Below are 18050 nucleotides of genomic sequence, written 5' to 3' on the forward strand. Positions count from 1 at the left end.
TGTTTGCATTACTTTATGGTTATCGCCAAAGTTAAAATCGATAGGTGATCCCGGCATAGTAGCGCTGCCCGGTGTAGCTGCTGCTGCGCAATCTCGCTTTAGAATCTTCACCATAAAAGGTTCTCGGTTCTTCTTTGGTTAGGTTGATCACAGACGCGGTTAGGATCAGGTTTTCCATCAAGTTATAAGAAGCGTTCACATCAACTTGTTGGTATGGTTCCTGATATACAGTGAGCCCGTCAGCAAGCCCCAGAGCGGTTTCTCCTCGGCGGTTATATGATGCTCTGACACTAAAGGTGTCATTCTCGTAATAGGCGGAGAAGTTAAATTGATTATCGGCACTGCCAACAAGCGCAGACTCACCGACCTTTTCACCGTCTACGCTAATGTCTGCCTGATTAGTATCGTTTAGGGTGTAGTTAACGTTGAGACCAAAGCCATTGTCGAATGCATGTTGTGCAAACAGCTCTATTCCCCGAGAGGTTGCATTTGTACCATTGGCGGTGGTGGTAAACGGCGTGACGGTAATATCACCCGGCGGCACAATTTCAACACCGGTAAAAGGATTATTAAAGCCCTCAAACGGCCTTACTGAGGTAATGATCAAGGGCACGATAAAGTTATCTACGTCTTTGTTGAATACCGCAATCCCAACCGCAGATCCTTCGCCATAATAATACTCCGCAGATAAATCCATCTGTACCGATTCAAATGGTTTTAGCGCCTTGTTACCACCGGAGCCGCGCCACCCTGGCTCCACAGGGTTGCCTCTAAACTCTAGTCTATCATCAGCCCATTCTTGAGAGATAAAGGTCAGCTGCTCTGGCGCACCCATGTCGTTGAACGGAGCTCGAGACATCGTTTTGGCGATAGCACCACGTATAACAAGATTGTCGCTGGCATCCCAGACAATATTGAAACTAGGTAAAAATTGCGAGTCGGTTACGGTACGCACGGTGGTGGTTTCAACGTCAATAAGGCGCTCATCACCTAAAATATCCTCTTCGGTGACATCATCAATGTCATCTAAAAAGTAGTTAATTTTATCCGATGACATAATCTGCGTTTCAGTCTCGACATAGCGTACCCCGATGTTTCCTCTAAAATCTCCAAAAGAAAAATCGGCCTGTAGATAGGCGGCCATGATCTCTTCTTCTATGTCGAACACAAAATCAGGCTCACGGCGCGTGTGCTTAACATATTCACTGGTCACGATTTCACGGTATCTATCCCAATTGATCGTGGGCATCGCATTTACTTCAAAACCGCCTGGGATATTTTGTTCAGACGTTGCGTTCAAAATATCCTCCAGTTTTGGCATACCACCAATCCACTGATAAGACACCTCATCAATGGCACCTTGACTGAATGGATCAAGCTCGCCACTGGCAATTCTGTCAGCCCCATCTTGAGTGATGAAGAAGGTGTTGTTGGTTTCGCGATGCAGTGTCGCTTTACGATATTTAGCACCGACACGCAGCGTATCAACGATGCCGTACCCGACGCGATAATCAAGGTCTAACTGAGCATAGTCCTCTTCTAAGTCACTGACGACAAAGCTTGAACCTGTCGACCCCGGATCGGGATCGCCGGCAATACCAGCCTGAAGGTTAGACAACAAAGCGGGATCGGCGTACAGCGACACTCTGTCACCTAATCGCCACCCTGCAAATGAAGCGGCGTTTTCAACCAGCCCGGAATCACTACGACTCGCAGGTTGCCCGCTTTTATACGCCGCACTCCAAGATTCTGAAGGGCCCCCGCTGGCTTCAGTGTGACCAAATTTACCGCGCAAATCATATAAATCACCAGCATATTCAAAGGCAAAGTCGTAGGTATCCGAGGTATCCTTTTCTACCGTATAACTACCAATGATCCAGGGGAATTCAAGATTCCCTTCAGTGCCACCAGCGCCACTGGTAAAATCCATGCCTGTCACAATCGTACCGGTTTCGTCTAGGGTAATACCGGTCAGATAATCTGGGTTGTACTTCCATTCTGGGATCCACATTTGTGACGTGGTGCGATTTTGCCCAAGCTCAAAATGAAAATGATTGAATGTTAAAGATAAATCATCTATTGGACGCCATTGAATGGTGGCTTGTAACCCCTGACGTTCACGTTTTTCTTTGGTTACCCCAACACCTGCAACTTGCGGTGCCCAAACACCATCATAAACGTTACCATAAGCATCTTCTAACGCTGCAAATCGGCGTGTACTATCAGCAATCACATTGCCCGCCGTGTCCGTTGCTGGCAAGTCTGAACTTGTTGCCCAACGCCAACCGCCACCGCCCGACATATCACCGCCTAAAGAGCGGTTGGTGCGGTCTTGTTTGGTATAACCAACTAGCAAGCCAAAAGTTTCTTCTTCGTTCTTCCAAGAATAAACGCCGCTAAAATTAGGCTCGTACTCTTCAGTCACATCAGCGTAGGTATATTCAACATTCAACGCCCCAGAATTTGCCTCCATATCCAGTGGTTTGCGGCTGTGAAGAATAACCGTGCCGCCAACCCCACCTTCATCTAAACGCGCCTCTGAAGACTTAAAGACTTCAACCGATTGCACCATGGTAGAAGGCAACAAAGAGTAACTAAAAGAGCGCGACGGCGAGCCCGGAGAAGAAGCGATAAAATTGCCGTTTAACTGCGTAAAAGTAAGATCAGAGGAAAGACCACGAATACTGACGTTTTCCCCTTCCCCGCCACTACGAGAAATCACCACACCGGGTACGCGTTGCAGTGAATCCGCCACATTTTTATCGGGAAACTTGCCGATGTCTTCTGCTGTAATGGCATCCACAATCGCGTTTGATAAACGCTTAATCGCCAAGTTTTCGGCCATAGATGCGCGGATCCCACGCACCTCAATTGTTTCGATTTCCTGCGCTTCCTCTTTTTCGGTTTCTTCAGCCATTGCCCAGTTAGTAGCTGATAACATAGCGAGGACCAGTGCAGACTTGCTAAATTGCCGTGACCTTCCTGTCACATGGCGTCTGTTATTATTATTGGCCATTCCTATCTCCAAGTTTTTTATAATTTGTAAAGCCACGACGTCCCTTGCTGCTCCATGACGCATGACTTTGTGACGACCCTTTTTTGTTTCCCTATAGGGGTTAATGGTTTGTGAAACACTCGTTCAGAATAGGAGCGCTCTACAAAAAGTGATAATAGAATTTCGGTTTGCACTAAGACAAAATCGGCGTTTAGGTCAAAAAAAGATCCAATTTCAATTTCCTTGGTTTATAGTCTGATTAACATAAAAACTCATTATTAGTTTCTATATTAGGCAATTTAAAAACGTTCCAAACATGTGTAACCAAATGTTTTTATTGAACTAATTAAATATTCAAAACCAAGCATTTTAAACTTTAAAATTATTCAACTTCAAGAGTGAAATATGAATTTGGCAAACTATTCAGGTAAAAACTTGGAAATATGCCTCAGCAGCGATAATCCTCATTTGTTGCAGCGAAATGCACAAATTGCTTTTGCATCTGGGGCAACAAGGATAGAACTCTGTGGTGTACTGAGTTGCGGTGGCTTGACCCCAAACCCGACGGCGATAGCGGCAGTTGCCCAGTATTTACCAAGCTTTGGCGAATGTATTGTGATGTTACGCCAAGCACCGCATTTTTTTATTGATGACGCCATGCTATATCAGTTACAAAAAGGGATAGATGGCATTGCTTGCGCTGGCGCAACTGGTATTGCGCTTGGTTTTATCGACGACAATCAAGAGATAGCGACTGACCATTGTCGAGCACTCATTGCCACGGCAAAATCCTTAGGCCTTTCTGTCACCTTTCATCGCGCCTTTGACGCCGCTGCAAACTGGCAGCAGGCAGCCGAGACGCTGCTAGAGTTAGGCGTTGAGCGGGTCTTAACCGCCGGCAATACATGGCAAAGTGGCAAAGGCGCAGCGTTTGGTACCAGTCAGCTTATTGCCTTACTGAAAAAACTCAATGCTGAAATCGAAGTTGTGATTGGTGGAGGGGTCAACACGATAAACGCAGCGGATCTTTGGCTTTTAAGTGAATTTGGTCCACTCTCTCTACATACTCACTCTGGCGTGCATCATGGCGATGAAGTTTGCCCAAGGCTAGTTAATGCAATACTCACCGGATCAGAAAAGGCAATACAATGACAGCATCGAAGCTATTTTTAGGGATTGATGGTGGCGGGACGAAATGTAAAGTCCGCCTCGAGGATCAACATGGACAGCTCCTTGCCGAGGCCACCAGCGGCCCTGCAAACATAGCAACATCAATACATCAGGCCCAAGAGTCAATGTTGAGCGCAACAATGACAGCGCTGACAAATGCAAAAATCCCCCATCACGATATTGCTAACATCAGTGCCTTTGCAGGACTTGCCGGCGCGAACGTCACGACGGCTTGTGAGGCGATGCAGCAATGGCGTTCCCCTTTTGCCCGTTTTCAATTTTCAACCGATGCACACATTGCTTGCCTTGGTGCGCATCAACACCAAGATGGCGGTGTAATCATTCTTGGCACCGGATTTTGCGCGGGTCTGGTGACGCATGGACAATTTAGGGAGTTCGGTGGTCACGGGTTATTACTCAGTGATGGTGCAAGTGGCAGTTGGATCGGTTTGAGTTTAGTGAAGCATGCCATCGAGGTGCTTGATACACTTTCCCCTAGCAGTCTGATGATTGAGTCGCTTTTGGCTGCCATGAATTGCCACAGTACCGAACAGCTAGTCAAACTCACGCTAAACGCCACTCCCCAGTATTTTGCCCAGTTTGCTCAACATGTTTTTGCTACGCCAAACGATCCCTATGCCGAGCAGATCTTAAGTAGCGCGGCACGGTTTATTGAGCGCTATGTCCGTCATTTGCAGAGCTTAGGGGCACAGAAAGTCGCGCTAGTTGGGGGCATTGCTATGCCTATACGTCCATGGTTAGCTGCCGAATACGAAAATGCGCTGGTAACACCAGCATTATCACCAGAAGTCGCAGCGTTAACGCTCGCTCGACGTTAACTCCTTACGTAATTGCGACGGGATTTCACCAAATAAACGACGAAACTGCTTGCTAAAATAACTTGGCTCTGAAAAGCCACACTGATAAGCGACTTGTGATACTGGTAAGCGTGTTTCGACCAATAATTTACGGGCATTTTCCAATCTCACTTCGTTGATAAATTGATTCGGAGTTTTGGCTAAATGCTTCTTAAATCTGCGTTCCAGTGCGCTTACCGACAGGTGAGCAAGTTCCGCCAATTCTTCGATACAAATATGACGATGGTAATGTGCCCGAATAAATTCAACGGGCGCTTCAATGGCTCTTACGTGAGACAACGCCTTTGACGTTTTCGCTAGATGTCGCGTAACACCATAAGTGCCCATAATCGCATTTTCGCCGTCAAGTAACACTTTTTTTGACGTGGAAAACCATGCCAATTCCCCATTTGCGGTTTGGTTGAGTTCTAATCTATCCGTCACGATAAAGCCTTCCATCACTCGTTTATCATCGTTAACGTATTGGAATGCCAAGTGTTGCGGTGAAAAGTCAAAATCGGTTTTCAGTAAGATTTGATCTAGGGTTTTATAGCCCTGATGTTCAACAAAGTGTTGGTTCGCATGCACTATTCTACTTTTTGTGTCTTTGACCCAAAAGAGGATGTCCGGGATCAGATCAAATGCTGCAATCAATTGATTTACGCCAGCTTTATTCAATATTGTTTGCTCTTCCATTGCCCTATTTACCGCCTTTTTATAATTATAATAATTTATTTTAAACGCCGATTTTGTTGCATTGTCAACCGAATTTTTATTATCACTTTGGCGCCACTGTTACCTATTATCAATAACATCAGATTAACTTACCTCGATAACTCGACGGAGCTAAACGATGGATAATAACAAAATCCGCATGGCCATGATCGGTGGTGGAGAAGGCGCTTTCATAGGTGCAGTGCACCGCATAGCCGCGCGTTTAGATGGTCAAATTGAACTTGTTGCAGGCGCATTTAGCGCCCAATCAAACAAAAGCCTAGCAATGGGCCAGCAACTCGGGCTTAACCCAGCACGTTGCTATGCCAGCTACCAAACACTCTTACAACAAGAGGCGGAATTACCAGAGTCGGAGCGCATCCACTTTGTTGCCATCGTGACCCCAAACTATTTGCATTTTCCGATTGCCACAGCCGCTATCGAACACGGCTTTCACGTCTTGAGTGATAAGCCTGCAACACTCAATTTATCTGAGGCTCTACGTCTACAAACACAGCTTCAAAAGAGCAATTGCTTGTACGGATTAACACACACCTATACCGGCTACCCGATGGTGAAAGAAGCGCGTCACCGCATCGCAAACGGCGAACTTGGCAAAATACGCAAAGTCGTCGTTGAATACAGTCAAGGATGGCTTGCAAGTGCTGATGACGAAAACAGCAAGCAAGCCAGCTGGCGACTAGATGCAAGCAAATCTGGCGTGAGTTGTTGTATGGGCGACATCGGTGTACACGCAGCGAACCTTGCCGAATATGTGAGTGGCTTGGAGATTGAGGCGCTTTGTGCGGATTTAAACACGGTTGTGTCCGGCCGACAGCTCGACGATGACGGCACAGTGTTACTGCGCTTTGGCAACGGTGCCAAGGGCGTGTTGATGGCAAGCCAAATAGCACTAGGCGAAGAAAATAATCTCACCTTAAAAATCTATGGTGACAAAGCCAGTATCGAATGGTCGCAAATGGAACCTAATAGTTTGTGGTTACGTGCGGCAAATGCTCCAGCTCAGTTGATCCGCACAGGAGTGGGCTCACTTAGCCAAGCAGCCATTAGCGCAACCCGTGTGCCAGCAGGTCACCCTGAGGGGTATCTGGAAGCATTTGCAAATATCTACCTTAACTTCGCCAACCTTATTCGTGCACACCAGCAGCAAGCCAATGTGCAACACGAAGAATTTGACGTGCCAAGTATTAATGCTGCAGTCCGTGGCATGGCATTTATTGAAAACGCGGTCGCAGCTAGTGCAAAAGACACTAAGTGGCACCCCTTTACCATTGGATAAAATAAGAATGAAGCAAATTAAAGGACCCGCTATTTTTCTCGCGCAGTTTGTCTCGGACGAGGCGCCATTTAACAATTTTAATAGTATTTGCCAGTGGGCAAGTAGCCTAGGTTATAAAGGTATTCAGCTACCAAGTTGGGAACAGCGACTGTTCAATCTGCAAAAAGCCGCTGAAAGCCAAGATTATTGCGACGAGATCACTGGTATTGCCGCAGAGCATGGCCTTACTATTTCAGAGCTATCAACCCATTTGCAGGGTCAATTAGTGGCGGTGCATCCAGCTTATGACCAAATGTTTGATGGTTTTGCACCAGCAAAAGTGCATGGCTCTCCTCAGGCTCGAATGGAGTGGGCCACAGAGCAACTAATGCTAGCAGCCAGTGCCAGCGCTAAGCTTGGGCTAACCAGTCACGCAAGCTTTTCTGGCGCCTTGCTCTGGCATACCTTTTACCCGTGGCCACAACGTCCAAATGGCTTAGTGGAACAAGGGTTTGAGGAACTCGCAAAACGCTGGTTGCCTATTTTAAACCGCTTTGACGAGGTTGGCGTGGATGTGTGCTATGAGCTTCATCCGGGTGAAGATCTTCACGATGGCGTGACTTTTGAGCGCTTTTTAGCAGCGACGAATAATCACCCGCGAGCCAATATTCTTTACGATCCAAGTCACTTTGTCTTACAGCAATTGGACTACTTAGCGTTTATCGACATCTATCATGAACGTATCAAAGCGTTCCATGTAAAAGATGCCGAATTTATCCCCAATGGCCGCTGCGGTGTTTACGGCGGATACCAAGGGTGGCAACAACGGCCAGGACGGTTTCGTTCATTAGGTGACGGACAGGTCGACTTTAAGAAAATATTTAGTAAGTTAACACAGTACGGTTTTGATGGTTGGGCTGTGTTGGAATGGGAATGCTGTATTAAGCACCCTGAAGATGGGGCCAAAGAAGGTGCCGAATTTATCAAACAGCACTTGATAAGACCAACCGAAAAAGCCTTCGATGATTTTGCAGGAAGTAGCACCGATACCGAACGCAATAATCAAATCCTCGGCATAAAATAAACAGGACTACGACCATGAATAATAATAATCATAATCGGACCGTGTTTCAGCTCTGTTGCCTTGCACTGGTCGTCACATCAATGACGTTCGCTATTCGCGCAGGAATTTTGGGGCAATTAGGTGAGCAGTTTGGACTCTCAGATACAGAACTTGGTTGGGTTAACGCCATGGCATTTCTGGGCTTTCCCGTCGCAACCATGTTAGGTGGCGCAATCTACAACGCCATTGGCGCCAAAAAGTTAGTTGCCCTCGCCTTTATTTGCCACTTTGCAGGGTTGGTTTTAACCATTACCGCTGACGGTTTTTGGTTACTGCTGATCTCGACGTTTTTAATCGGCTTTGCGAATGGTTCAGTGGAAGCTGGCTGTAATCCACTGATTGCCGAAATGTATCCGAAAAACACCACGACCATGCTCAACCGATTCCATGTCTGGTTTCCAGGCGGCATTGTGATTGGTGCTCTGGCATCGAATGCCATGACTGCATCGGGCTTTAATTGGCAATGGCAAGTTGCTTTGATATTAATTCCAACGCTGATTTATGGAGCGATGATGGTTAAGTCACAGTTTCCTGAATTTGACCGCGCAGATCATTCTACCACCAGCAATCTCAAGCACCTGTTTTCTCCGCTCTACCTATTTTTAATTTGCTGTATGACCTTAACAGCAACAACTGAACTTGGTACACAGCAGTGGATTGAACGCATACTGGGAGCGTCAGGCGCCTCTCCTATGATGATCCTCGCACTGATCACAGGCTTGATGGCATTAGGTCGCTTCTTTGCCGGCCCCATAGTCCATCGCTTTAACCCAACAGGCGTGTTACTCGGCTCTGCAGTATTAGCAACCGCGGGGATTTTCATGATGAGCCAAGCACAAGGGTCAGCAATCTACTTGGCTGCAATATTATTTGCCTTGGGTGTCACTTATTTTTGGCCAACCATGCTGGGCTGCGTTGCTGAATACACCCCAAAAACAGGCGCACTTGGTATGTCTTTAATGGGCGGTGCGGGGATGTTCGCTGTCAGCATGTGGAATCCAGTAATTGGTAGTTGGATTGATTCGGCGCGACTCGAAGCCCAAGCAGCAAACTTAACCGCGCAGCAATCAGAACTAGTTGCAGGTCAAGCGGTGCTTGAAAATATTCTGTTATTCCCGGCCATTCTCATTGCCGCTTTTATCGGCCTTTACCTTTATATCAATAAAAATAAACGCGTTGAGAAATACGCGTAATACCCTTTGTATTAAGTAGCAACAAGTAAAAAGTGAACAGACGAGGTTCCAATATGCTCAACTCTATAAAAATACTAACGCTGGCATTAGCCGTTAGTTGTGCGGCTTGCGCTAGTACAACTGACAACCAATTGAGCCAGCAAGAACAACAAGCTGGATGGCAACTGCTATTCGATGGCAAAGATATGTCGCAATGGCGCAACTTTAAAAGTGACGGCCTAAATAGCCAGTGGCAAGTTGAGGACGGCGCGATGACACTTACCCAAGGTGGTGGCGGCGATATTCTGACCAAAAAACAGTATCAGAATTTTGAGCTCCAGCTCGATTGGAAGATTTCTAAAAAAGGCAACAGTGGGATTTTTGTATTGGCGGATGAAAAAGGTGGAGCTATATACTCCCACGCCCCAGAAATCCAAATTCTAGATAACAAAGAACACCCAGACAATAAAATAGACTCTCACCTTGCAGGTTCTATTTATGACCTGTTCGCAGCGCCAAGTACGGCACATAAACCTGCTGAAGTTTGGAACCAAGTTCGCATTAAGCTACAAGATAGCCACCTACAAGTTTGGCAAAATGGGGTAAGCACGACGAGTATCGTGATTGGCAGCACCACTTGGAATGCTTTGGTTAAGAATAGTAAATTTGCGACATGGCAAGGGTTTGCTGAAAGTAAAAAAGGCCACATCGGCCTGCAAGATCACGGCGACAAAGTCTGGTTCAAAAACATTAAGATCAAGGAGCTATAACTATGGCAACATTTGATCATAAAGTATTGGTCGTTGGCTCAGGTGCCGGTGGCGCAATGGCCGCTTATACACTCACTAAGCTAGGTCATAAAGTTTTATTGTTAGAAGCTGGCAGAAATTACGACCCAAAAACAGAAAGCCCAATGTTCCGCCGTAATAGCGAAGCCCCACTCATGGGCGCTGGCAATAAGGATAAGAACTTTGGTTTTTACGACGCGACAATTGATGGCGGTTGGCAAGTACCAGATGAACCATACACGCGCGCTGAAAACACCGATTTTTATTGGTGGCGTGCACGTATGCTCGGTGGCCGAACCAATCACTGGGGTCGCTACTCGCTGCGTTTTAGTGAACACGACTTTAAGGGCAAAAGCCGTGATGGACATGGCGCTGATTGGCCGTTTGAATATCAAGACATTGCGCCTTGGTATGACAAAACAGAAGAAATAGTTGGGATCTGTGGTACCAATACTGGCTTGGATGACATGCCCCCTTCTGCGCCTGGCGTGTTACAGCCACCACCAACACCAAGAGTACCCGAATTATTGGTTGCTGCTGCCGCAAAGAAAATGGGGATCCCAGCGGTTCCAATGCACAGAGCTGTGCTGACTCGTAATAAAGACGACCGCTTAGCGTGTTTTTACGCCACACCTTGTGGCCATGGTTGCTCAATTGGTGCGGCATTCCAAACCACAACTTCGCTTATTCCTATGGCTAAAGCGACAGGAAACCTTGAAGTGATCACCGATGCCATGGTGAAGTCGGTCGCGGTGAATGAAGATGGCAAAGTAACTGGTGTGACTTACGTCGATAAAAAATCTGTGCAAGAACATGCACTCAATGCAGATGTGGTGATTTTGGCGGCCAGCGCCTGTGAATCTGCCCGTATTTTGCTTAATTCTAAACATGCAAAACATCCCAAGGGACTTGCAAACTCAAGTGGTCAGGTAGGTCGCAATCTAATGGATTCTACCGGCGCTTGGCTTGGTGCACAAATCCCTGCGTTAAAAGGCCGCCCACGTTATAACGAAGACGGCCATACCGGGAACCACCTTTTTATTCCCTGGTGGGGACACAAAGCCCATGAGAAAGGTGAGCTTAATTTCCCACGCGGCTATCACTTTGAAATTAGCAGCGGCTTTAATCAACCGGGCTCTGGCGTGTCTGGCAATAAACAAGGTTATGGCCCCAAATTAAAGCAGCAAGTGCGTGACGCTTATGGCTCCTATGTTGGATTTGCACTGCGTGGAGAAATGCTACCGAACAAAAATTCTTACATGGAAATTGACGAAAACGTCAAAGATAAATGGGGGATCCCAGTTGCTAAGTTCCATTTCAAATGGTCTGACAGAGAGCTCAAGCAAATCGAGCATGGTCTCAAAACCGCTAAGCAGATCCTTGAGAACATGGGTGCCAAAGTCGGCGAGCTACCGCCTGCGGAAAAAGCCATTTCAAAAGGCGGTGAGATCATTCATGAGGTCGGCACGACGAGAATGGGCAGCTCAGCAAAAGAATCGGTAACGAATCAGTGGGGCCAAACATGGGACTGTGACAATCTATTTGTGATGGATGCCGGCGTCTTTGCGTCTAACCCCCATAAAAATTGCACCTTAACCATTATGACCTTAGCGATGCGAAACTCCACCTGGTTGGCAGCACAAATTGATAAAGGAGCGCTGTGATGAATACACCTGATCGCGTTGATTCTTATAAATATATTTCAGGCATGACACGTCGCGAGTCATTAAAGTGGTTAGGCTTGCTTGCTGCGGGATCTGCGGTGACACTCACCGCTGGTTGCAGTAAGGCCATTGAAGGTGAAACGGCTGCAGCTGGGCACTGGCCAGATATTGAAATAAAGCCAGTAAGCGCTCAAGGGTATGGCACCGATCCAAACATGATCATGCCGCCAGAATCACCTTGGCCGCTCACCCTCACCGAAGCGCAGCTCACGTTAGTTGCAGTACTAGCTGATTTTATTGTGCCAAAGGAAGGAAATCATCCATCGGCTTCTGAAGTACAAGTACCGAGTGTGATCGATGAATGGGTAAGCGCACCGTATCACGGACAACAAAAAGACAGAGTGACAATACTCCATGCGCTTGCTTGGATTGACGATGAGTCGACTTTGCGCTTTAAAAAGCCATTTATACAACTTAGCGCAACGCAGCAAAGTAAGATTATGGATGATATTGCTTATTTTAATGCACAAACACCAGAGCAATTTCAGCGTATAGGTAAAGCATTCTTGCGCTTTAAAGATCTCGTTCTCGGCGCTTACTTCTGCACACCTGAGGGCTGTCAAGACATAGGTTATCTGGGCAATGTGCCAATTGCAGGTGATTATCCAGGGCCTACTGCCGAAGCCAAGGCGCATCTAGATGGCGTACTCGAAGAGCTTGGGCTAAGCCAGTATGCGTACCGCGACTAACCCTTGAGTCATTTTGTTATGACTAATCCCAAGCGAAGCAGAGTTAGACTCTGCTTTTTTAGTTTTAGGAAGAAATGATGTTTAAAAAAATCGTATTGTTTAAACAAGTAATGCTGTTCATTGCTTTTATTATCGCGCTGCCGCTATACGCGCAGGCATCTTATCAGTCGTTACCAATTAGCGTTCAACTGTGGTCGGTAAAAGATGAATTAGCAAGAGACTTTGATGGCACCTTGCAAGCGCTCGCCAACATGGGATTTGATGGCGTTGAATTTGCGGGAAACTTTGGCAACTATGCCAAAAACCCAAGCAAATTAAAACAAAGACTAGCAGAGCTCGGCTTAGTTGCGAGCAGCGCCCACATCGGCTTTGACGCATTGGCCGAAGAAAAACTAGCAAGCACCCTACTCTTTTACAAAACCTTAGGCGTATCCACGCTCTTTATTCCTTGGGATGAAAGAGCATGGGATAAAAACCAAGTGAAAGCATTTGTAAAACAGCTTAACCAAGTGCACCAAATTGCCAAACGTTATGATATGAAGATCGGATTTCATAATCATGAAAAGGAATTTAACCCATACGCTAATAGCACGTTTTGGGATTATATCGCCTCCAACACCCCTAGCGACTTCCCACTGCAGCTCGATGTCGGCTGGGTGATTTACGCAGGTAAATCACCCAGCGATTATGTTAAGCGATATGCAGGAAGAACCGTATCGACACATATCAAAATACGTACTCACCAAGGAGATGACAAAAGCCCAATCATTGGCGAAAACCACTACCCTTGGAAAGCACTCATCCAAACCATGCAGCAACACGGCGGCACACAGTGGCTGGTAATCGAACAAGAAGAATACCCAAGTGGCCTAACACCACTAGAAAGCGTCGCCCGCTCAAAAGCGAATTTAGATAAGATACTGAGTGAATAACAAGCGGGAATATGTTTATCCGAAATAGTTAATTATCGCTGTCAGGTTTGATCGCGGGGGCTCGATCGAACTTGACTGTTGAATGATGCGAGAGTGGGAAATGGTAAACGCCCTATTATGTGACGGGTTAAGCTTGACTACACTAGCGAAGAATGAGCGCTAGCCAAGCTTTAGACGTCCACTTCATAAACAGCTTGTTATTTACCGAATACAAAATATAAGCAAAGCAAAATAGAAACTGACAGCAATAGCGATATAGGCCTTTGAAATACTGTACCTGATAGTTTTTGAATACCATGTACCTTTATTCGACTAAAAAAATTGAAAACATGTTCGGCACAAAACAATACAAATACGCCACCAAAACCTAATGCATAAAGTGGCTTTTCATATAATAAAAACCAACTAAAGCAAAACAAAAGTAGAACCCCAACAAACGGAATTAATACTCTCTCTAGTAGTTTGCTGATAATGAACTTCCTTAGGAAAATAACAGCCCATTAGCTTGAACGCTCGAGTATCTCACTTATTTTTAAGTAAAAAACGACAATTATCAAACTAGCTTTATTTAATAATTTTAGTAACTTATCAGTCAAAGGTTACAATTTCAACACACAAATCACTTGCTATATGCGAAGGGTGATCTATCCGGGTCTTCTGTTGGCTCGTTAAGTACACATAGTGTTTAGTTATCGCATTAAAACATGCTCAACTTCATATGTCGCAAGGTTATTTGTCGCCATAAATGGCGACCTACGTAAGATTACTGCGTAAAGTGTCAAAGCTAAACGGAAGGTTGGTTAGTCTTGATAATAAATGCTCAGACTCGGCTTGCAGCGCTGAGAACTTGCTTCGCTAGAGCAACAATGATTGCTATAGCAAAGCAAACAAATATTAGTAACTTGCGTATAGGCAGATACATTAGCCATAAATGCAAACCAAGTAACGTTATCATCAATTTTGCAATGGCAGGTAAATATCGGTGATCAAGTCGCACTCATCCACTTGATGCACAAAATTATGATATTCAAAAAAGCAGCAATGCGCATTTGGCAATTCGCCACTGTCTGCTAGCCAGTTTTGATACAACCAGCGTATAGTTTGCTCCATATTGTCGTGACTCCCTAAATGCCTTACCTTGGCGCAACGCATTTGTGGAATAACACCATTTTCGACGCCAAACGCGTTATCTGGTACTTCAGTGTTTACTGAGCCACACAATTTAAAACGAAATGCGTCTTCAGCCATAGTTTCTGGGTCGCCATTTGGCATGCCAAATGTTCGACTCGTATTAATTGGTGAAAGTCCGCTATTTTGTCGCCAAGCGATAAACTTGCCTGCACTTTCAAATATCTGTTTTGCTGACCCTTTGTGCTCTAAAAAAGCAATTTGAGTCTGTTCAAAGTTAATAATATCGACCTGCATTGTCTGCACTCCTAAATTTTGTGGTGAAAAATTAAAAACGTCATACCAACTAGGCCAATTTGCAGCTTGTCTAAACTGTGAAGGGCTTTGTTCAAAAGTACGTTTAAAAGCTCGAGAGAAGGCCTCAGCACTATCAAACTTTGCTTCGAGTGCAATATCAATAATTTTAATATCGCGCTCAAATGCTAGGCGAAAAGACGCCCGCTTTAATCGCGCCAGCAAAATATACTTACCCACATTCACGCCCAAAAAAGCCACAAATACACGATGAAAATGAAATTTAGATAAAGCAGCAACATCACTAAGCAAACTCACCGTTAATTCATCATCTAAATGTTGATTGATATAATCGCAAACGAGCGAAATACGCTGCTGTAAAAGATTGCTTTGCATAAAGCGCCTATGTGTTAGTAGAACTGCAGACAAGCTTAATCATATCAAAAGCAAGATACTTGATTGAAATTGCTCGATGTAAGAGAGAATGAGGAAATATCCATCCACAAAGATGGAAATAGCGAGGGGTGTCACTTATTTTACTATTTAATCGCGCCAGCTGGTGGTCGAGCGCGCTAAACGCCCGACTATAAGCCTAGAGGATGCCTCGCACTACTTATAAGCGCAGCGCGAGGGGTTAATATTCAGAGGTTTATCCTTGCGTCTTTTCAGCTGCGATTCAAACTTGCTGGCCAACTGGTGTCTCCAGTACGGTGCCATCATCTCTTTGTTCGGCGCTTTGGGGCCAAGCGTAACGTACTCAATCGGAGTCAGATGATCGTCTCTGTGCAGCTCCAGATATAAGCGCGGTGCTTTGCCATTTGCAAAGTCGGGATCTTCACTCTTTATTTCTTTTGCGCCATAGTCCAGATGCGTGACTATCACCCTGTGTTCCTGCTCATCCTTGTAGTTGGCATCTTTTAGGAGATAAGGCAGCGGGCCGAGTAGCCAGGCAAGTGTTTGTAACTTTTCAGATGTGGGTTTATTACCAACAAATTTATCAGCTTCTTTTTTAAGCTTTTTAAAGTCAGCTTGCAGCTTTTTGGCACCCTGACCCAGTATCTTAAAATTATCCTTTAGATAAACAACCCGGTAAAAAGCTGCACTTTCCTGAGGAGACTGCCCGGTATTGGCAAATGAGGGCACTCGTGGCTCTTGCTCAGTGTGGTTGCTCTGATCTTTCATTAAACGATAATCAAAAAAGCGCTCTGTATTATAGGTAATGGCGCAGCCGCAGGCATCGTCATTTAAGTGGTTTTTACTGTAAAAGCGCCACATGTTCAGGCTGTCGCTGTCGGGCAAAAAACAACCAATAAACACAGGGTTACCCTCTTCCGGCTCGTAACCTAATTCCTGCCAGAGTAATTTTCCCTCATTAGGATCATTTACTGCATTAATGTGACCCAGCCTAAAAGGGCTTTTTTCTAACAAAATTGCTTGGCCAACGTCGAAAGCGGTATAGTGAGTCATCGTACCATTTTTACTGACTTTCAAATGAGAGAGTATCTCCTCTCTTAAAGCGCTAATTGACTTTGATTGTTCAAAACGCTCTGCTCTATCGTGGAGCTCATAGGCTTCAAAGCTGAGTAGAGGGTCTTTGAACACTTGTTCACACAGAACTTTGGTCTCTGTAAAACTTTGAGTGACCCCTTTTCCCCGAAAGTAGCAATAGGCCAGAATAAATATAGCCCGAGCGTTTTCTTGCTCCGCAGCCAACTGAAAATACTTAACCGCTTTCTCATCACTTTGCGCTACGCCTTTTCCTTGCCTATACATATTGCCTAGGTTGCACTGAGCGAGCGCATTTCCCTGCTCTGCGGCCAACCGGTAATACTCAACCGCTTTCTCATCACTTTGCGCGACGCCTTGACCATAATCATACATAACACCCAAGTTGCACTGAGCATCTGCATCTCCCTGCTCAGCGGCCAGCTGGTAATATTCAACCGCTTTCTCATCACTTTGCGCGACGCCTTTTCCTTGCCTATACATATTGCCTAGGTTGCACTGAGCGAGCGCATCTCCCTGCTCTGCGGCCAACCGGTAATACTCAACCGCTTTCTCATCACTTTGCGCGACGCCTTGAGCATATTCATACATAACACCCAAAGAGCACTGAGCATCTGCATCTCCCTGCTCTGCAGCCAAGTGGTAATACTTAACCGCTTTCTCATTACTTTGCGCGACGCCTTGACCATAATCATACATAACACCCAAGTTGCACTGACCGCGCGCATCTCCTTGCCCTGCGGCCTGCTGGTAATACTCAACCGCTTTCTCATCACTTTGCGCGACGCCTTTTCCTTGACTATACATAACACCCAAGTAGCACTGACCGCGCGCATCTCCCTGCTCTGCAGCCAACCGGTAATACTCAACTGCTTTCTCATCGCTTTGCGCTACGCCTTGACCATATTCATACATAACACCCAGATTGCACTGAGCATCTGCATCTCCCTGCTCTGCGGCCAACTGGAAATATTCAACCGCTTTCTCATCGCTTTGCGCGACGCCTTTTCCTTGTCTATACATAACACCCAAGTTACGCTGACCACGCGCATTTCCCTGCTCTGCGGCCAACCGATAATACTCAACCGCTTTCTCATCGCTTTGCGCGACGCCTTGACCATATTCATACATAACACCCAGATTGCACTGAGCATCTGCATCTCCACTTTGAGCTTTTTCAATCAGAACTTGAGTCTCTGGGGTTAATTCGGGGTTCTGTTCTAACATCAATATTCCTTTTAAACTGCTTAACCCCGTAAACACATGATTGGGGCTGAATGCTCTTATTAGACGATATTTTGTAATGACTGACAATGGAATAGATTTTAATCAGTAAGTGTAGGTTGCCTGTACTAAGAGGGAATGCTTTCACACGGTTTGGGCGCAAGCGTGAAAATCGAAGAAATCTCTGACACCCACCTCAAATTTGGAAATCTTGTTATTGATACTTCGCTTCGTTAGGCTAGGGCTAAGAACAAATTTCTTTTGTATCAGCACCAAAGTTATGTGTAGCCATAAACGGCGACCTACGTAAAATCGTGGCGTAAAGCCACTTATATGGACTCCTCCAATTGTACAAGCCATTTTTAGCATTATTGGTGTGATTGCGTGCTTATATCCGGGCTCTTGATGAGGTGCTACCTCGGCCTCTTTGATGTATTCGCGCCCTTGTGCCTTCT

At 45.7% G+C, this 18050-nt stretch carries 14 protein-coding genes; 9 read left to right on the plus strand and 5 right to left on the minus strand.

Going from position 1 to position 18050, the window contains the following annotated elements; translation table 11 throughout:
- Window positions 1-31: 31 nt before the first annotated feature.
- Window positions 32-3016 carry a TonB-dependent receptor gene (locus MHN30_RS13465; protein WP_045989976.1) on the minus strand — a complete coding sequence of 995 codons (2985 nt, stop codon included), beginning with the start codon at window positions 3014-3016 and terminating at the stop codon, window positions 32-34.
- Window positions 3017-3400: 384 nt separating this feature from the next.
- Here MHN30_RS13465 and MHN30_RS13470 point away from each other — a divergent pair, with 384 nt between their 5' ends.
- Complete coding sequence (locus tag MHN30_RS13470) at window positions 3401-4147, plus strand: copper homeostasis protein CutC (protein WP_130163745.1); 747 nt, start codon at window positions 3401-3403, stop codon at window positions 4145-4147.
- The gene (locus tag MHN30_RS13475) at window positions 4144-5004 is read left to right on the plus strand and encodes a BadF/BadG/BcrA/BcrD ATPase family protein (RefSeq protein WP_239359954.1); all 861 of its coding nucleotides are present in this window, start codon (window positions 4144-4146) and stop codon (window positions 5002-5004) included. The genes MHN30_RS13470 and MHN30_RS13475 overlap by 4 nt, the downstream gene beginning before the upstream one ends.
- Here MHN30_RS13475 and MHN30_RS13480 read toward each other — a convergent pair.
- On the minus strand, window positions 4984-5718 hold the full coding sequence (locus MHN30_RS13480; protein WP_010606702.1) for an AraC family transcriptional regulator: 735 nt from the start codon (window positions 5716-5718) through the stop codon (window positions 4984-4986). The two genes, MHN30_RS13475 and MHN30_RS13480, sit on opposite strands and share 21 nt — an antisense overlap.
- A 157-nt stretch (window positions 5719-5875) precedes the next feature.
- Here MHN30_RS13480 and MHN30_RS13485 point away from each other — a divergent pair, with 157 nt between their 5' ends.
- From MHN30_RS13485 to MHN30_RS13515, 7 genes are all read left to right on the plus strand, one after another.
- Entirely contained in the window at window positions 5876-7036 is a 1161-nt protein-coding gene (locus MHN30_RS13485; RefSeq protein WP_239359956.1) for a Gfo/Idh/MocA family oxidoreductase, read from the plus strand.
- A 7-nt stretch (window positions 7037-7043) separates the two neighbouring features.
- Window positions 7044-8099 carry a sugar phosphate isomerase/epimerase gene (locus tag MHN30_RS13490; RefSeq protein ID WP_239359957.1) on the plus strand — a complete coding sequence of 352 codons (1056 nt, stop codon included), beginning with the start codon at window positions 7044-7046 and terminating at the stop codon, window positions 8097-8099.
- A gap of 14 nt (window positions 8100-8113) precedes the next feature.
- Window positions 8114-9331 carry an MFS transporter gene (locus MHN30_RS13495; RefSeq protein ID WP_130163741.1) on the plus strand — a complete coding sequence of 406 codons (1218 nt, stop codon included), beginning with the start codon at window positions 8114-8116 and terminating at the stop codon, window positions 9329-9331.
- A 53-nt stretch (window positions 9332-9384) separates the two neighbouring features.
- On the plus strand, window positions 9385-10080 hold the full coding sequence (locus MHN30_RS13500; RefSeq protein ID WP_130163740.1) for a DUF1080 domain-containing protein: 696 nt from the start codon (window positions 9385-9387) through the stop codon (window positions 10078-10080).
- A gap of 2 nt (window positions 10081-10082) precedes the next feature.
- Window positions 10083-11762, plus strand: a complete 1680-nt coding sequence (locus MHN30_RS13505) for a GMC family oxidoreductase (protein ID WP_239359958.1) — start codon at window positions 10083-10085, stop codon at window positions 11760-11762.
- Complete coding sequence (locus MHN30_RS13510; RefSeq protein WP_130163739.1) at window positions 11762-12511, plus strand: gluconate 2-dehydrogenase subunit 3 family protein; 750 nt, start codon at window positions 11762-11764, stop codon at window positions 12509-12511. Before MHN30_RS13505 ends, MHN30_RS13510 begins: the two co-directional genes overlap by 1 nt.
- Window positions 12512-12585: 74 nt before the next feature.
- Window positions 12586-13443: a sugar phosphate isomerase/epimerase gene (locus tag MHN30_RS13515; protein ID WP_239359959.1), complete on the plus strand. Its 858-nt coding sequence runs from the start codon at window positions 12586-12588 to the stop codon at window positions 13441-13443.
- 954 nt (window positions 13444-14397) lie between these two features.
- Here MHN30_RS13515 and MHN30_RS13520 read toward each other — a convergent pair.
- The 3 genes from MHN30_RS13520 to MHN30_RS13530 form a co-directional block, all read right to left on the minus strand.
- A complete protein-coding gene (locus MHN30_RS13520) occupies window positions 14398-15261 on the minus strand; it encodes an AraC family transcriptional regulator (RefSeq protein ID WP_130163737.1) in 864 nt (287 codons plus the stop codon).
- A gap of 213 nt (window positions 15262-15474) precedes the next feature.
- On the minus strand, window positions 15475-17598 hold the full coding sequence (locus tag MHN30_RS13525) for a tetratricopeptide repeat protein (protein ID WP_239359960.1): 2124 nt from the start codon (window positions 17596-17598) through the stop codon (window positions 15475-15477).
- Window positions 17599-17739: 141 nt separating this feature from the next.
- Window positions 17740-18050: hypothetical protein (locus MHN30_RS13530; RefSeq protein ID WP_239359961.1), on the minus strand; the 311-nt coding region annotated here is incomplete at its 5' end.

It is taken from the genome of Pseudoalteromonas sp. OF7H-1 (assembly GCF_022347825.1).
Classification (GTDB): Bacteria; Pseudomonadota; Gammaproteobacteria; order Enterobacterales; family Alteromonadaceae; genus Pseudoalteromonas; species Pseudoalteromonas maricaloris.

What these genes read in the sequence shown, in the direction of transcription:
- MHN30_RS13465 (WP_045989976.1), bottom strand. Translation starts at nt 3,016, where the DNA reads ATGGCCAATAATAATAACAGACGCCATGTGACAGGAAGGTCACGGCAA.
- MHN30_RS13470 (WP_130163745.1), top strand. Translation starts at nt 3,401, where the DNA reads ATGAATTTGGCAAACTATTCAGGTAAAAACTTGGAAATATGCCTCAGC.
- MHN30_RS13475 (WP_239359954.1), top strand. Translation starts at nt 4,144, where the DNA reads ATGACAGCATCGAAGCTATTTTTAGGGATTGATGGTGGCGGGACGAAA.
- MHN30_RS13480 (WP_010606702.1), bottom strand. Translation starts at nt 5,718, where the DNA reads ATGGAAGAGCAAACAATATTGAATAAAGCTGGCGTAAATCAATTGATT.
- MHN30_RS13485 (WP_239359956.1), top strand. Translation starts at nt 5,876, where the DNA reads ATGGATAATAACAAAATCCGCATGGCCATGATCGGTGGTGGAGAAGGC.
- MHN30_RS13490 (WP_239359957.1), top strand. Translation starts at nt 7,044, where the DNA reads ATGAAGCAAATTAAAGGACCCGCTATTTTTCTCGCGCAGTTTGTCTCG.
- MHN30_RS13495 (WP_130163741.1), top strand. Translation starts at nt 8,114, where the DNA reads ATGAATAATAATAATCATAATCGGACCGTGTTTCAGCTCTGTTGCCTT.
- MHN30_RS13500 (WP_130163740.1), top strand. Translation starts at nt 9,385, where the DNA reads ATGCTCAACTCTATAAAAATACTAACGCTGGCATTAGCCGTTAGTTGT.
- MHN30_RS13505 (WP_239359958.1), top strand. Translation starts at nt 10,083, where the DNA reads ATGGCAACATTTGATCATAAAGTATTGGTCGTTGGCTCAGGTGCCGGT.
- MHN30_RS13510 (WP_130163739.1), top strand. Translation starts at nt 11,762, where the DNA reads ATGAATACACCTGATCGCGTTGATTCTTATAAATATATTTCAGGCATG.
- MHN30_RS13515 (WP_239359959.1), top strand. Translation starts at nt 12,586, where the DNA reads ATGATGTTTAAAAAAATCGTATTGTTTAAACAAGTAATGCTGTTCATT.
- MHN30_RS13520 (WP_130163737.1), bottom strand. Translation starts at nt 15,261, where the DNA reads ATGCAAAGCAATCTTTTACAGCAGCGTATTTCGCTCGTTTGCGATTAT.
- MHN30_RS13525 (WP_239359960.1), bottom strand. Translation starts at nt 17,598, where the DNA reads ATGTTAGAACAGAACCCCGAATTAACCCCAGAGACTCAAGTTCTGATT.